The organism is Aquabacterium sp. A08, from assembly GCF_011742065.1.
This window is the reverse complement of sequence record NZ_JAAQQT010000537.1, coordinates 1-1,979: the sequence shown is the minus strand read 5'-3', so window position 1 is coordinate 1,979 and position 1,979 is coordinate 1. Positions and strand designations below refer to the sequence as shown.

At 67.3% G+C, this 1,979-nt stretch carries 2 protein-coding genes; both read left to right on the top strand.

Translation table 11 applies throughout. The features are described from left to right. The coding region (locus HA630_RS04355) for a transketolase-like TK C-terminal-containing protein (RefSeq protein WP_407061933.1) at nt 1-447 on the top strand (447 nt) is incomplete at its 5' end. Nucleotides 448-465: 18 nt separating this feature from the next. Beyond that, nucleotides 466-1,979, top strand: a 1,514-nt coding sequence (locus tag HA630_RS04350; protein ID WP_166832655.1) for a dihydrolipoyllysine-residue acetyltransferase, incomplete at its 3' end; no start/stop codon positions are given.

Genomic DNA, 1,979 nt, shown 5'->3' with positions numbered 1-1,979 from the left:
CAAGCGTTGCTGGAAAAGGACTGGGGCGTGGCCGCCAACGTGTGGAGCTGCCCGAGCTTCAACGAACTGACCCGCGATGGCCAGGACGCCGAGCGCTGGAACCTCCTGCACCCGCTGGAAGCGCCGCGCGTGCCGTTCGTGGCGCAGCAACTGGCCGCGCACACCGGGCCGGTGGTCGCGTCCACCGACTACATGAAGGCCTACGCCGAGCAGATCCGCCCCTTCATCCCCAAGGGCCGCACCTACAAGGTGTTGGGCACCGACGGTTTTGGTCGCAGCGACTTCCGCAGCAAGCTGCGCGAGCACTTCGAGGTGAACCGCCACTACATCGTGGTGGCCGCCCTCAAGGCCCTGTCCGAAGAGGGCACGGTGCCGGCCGCCAAGGTGGCCGAAGCGATTGCCAAGTACGGCATCAACGCCGACAAAGTGAACCCCCTGTACGCCTGATCCACCGGAGACAAGAACATGGCACTGATCGAAGTGAAGGTCCCGGACATCGGCGACTTCGACGAGGTGGCGGTCATCGAACTGCTGGTCAAGGTGGGCGACACGGTCCAGGCCGAGCAGTCGCTGATCACGGTCGAGAGCGACAAGGCCTCGATGGAGATCCCGTCGAGCACGGCCGGCGTGGTCAAGGAACTCAAGGTCCAGCTGGGTGACAAGGTCAGCGAAGGCTCGGTGGTGCTGGTGGTGGAGGCCGCGGGTGAGGTCGCTGCACCCGCCCCGGCTGCGGCTCCTGCCGCCGCTGCACCGGCTCCGGCCCCTGCGGCAGCCCCGGTGGCTGCTCCGGCCGCAGCGCCTGCTGCGGCGGGCCCGGTCGAAGTGCGCGTGCCCGACATCGGCGACTTCAAGGACGTCGCCGTCATCGAGGTGTTCGTCAAGCCCGGCGACGCCATCAAGGTCGAGCAGAGCCTGATCACGGTCGAGTCCGACAAGGCCTCGATGGAGATCCCGTCCTCGCACGCCGGCGTGCTCAAGGAGCTCAAGGTCAAGGTCGGCGACAAGGTCAACATCGGTGACCTGCTGGCGGTGCTGGAAGGTGCTGCGGGTGCAGCGGCTCCCGCGCTGGCCGCCGCTGCGCCAGTGGCTGCTGCACCTGCTGCTGCTGAGGTGGCAGCTCCGGTTGCCGCTGCCGTCGCCTCGGCCCCGACCGCCGCGCCGGCCCACAACCCCACCGCCACCCCGGCGCTGGGTCTGCCGCACGCCTCGCCCTCGGTGCGCAAGTTCGCCCGCGAACTGGGCGTGCCGCTGGAAGAGGTCAAGGGCTCGGGCCTGAAGGGCCGCATCACGGCCGAAGACATCCAGTCCTTCACCAAGTCGGTCATGGCCGGCAGCCTGCAGACCCGGGCGCAGGCCGCCAAGGCCCCGGCCGCATCCGGTTCCGCCGGTGGCGGTGGCTCCGAGCTGGGCCTGATCCCCTGGCCCAAGGTGGACTTCGCCAAGTTCGGCCCCATCGAGCGCAAAGAACTGGGCCGCATCAAGAAGATCAGCGGCGCCAACCTGCTGCGCAACGCCGTGATGATCCCGGCCGTCACCAACCACGACGACGCCGACATCACCGATCTCGAAGCCTTCCGCGTCTCCACCAACAAGGAGAACGAGAAGAGCGGCGTCAAGGTCACGATGCTGGCTTTCCTGATCAAGGCGTCCGTCGCCGCGCTCAAGAAGTTCCCCGAGTTCAACAGCTCGCTGGACGGTGACTCGCTGGTCTACAAGAACTACTGGCACATCGGTTTTGCGGCCGACACGCCCAACGGGCTGGTGGTTCCGGTGATCAAGGACGCGGACAAGAAGGGCGTGCTGCAGATCAGCCAGGAAATGGGTGAGCTGGCCAAGAAGGCGCGCGACGGCAAGCTCGGTCCGGCCGACATGTCCGGCGCCACCTTCACCATCTCCAGCCTGGGTGGCATCGGTGGCCGTTACTTCACGCCCATCATCAACGCGCCCGAAGTCGCCATCCTGGGCGTCTGCAAGAGCCA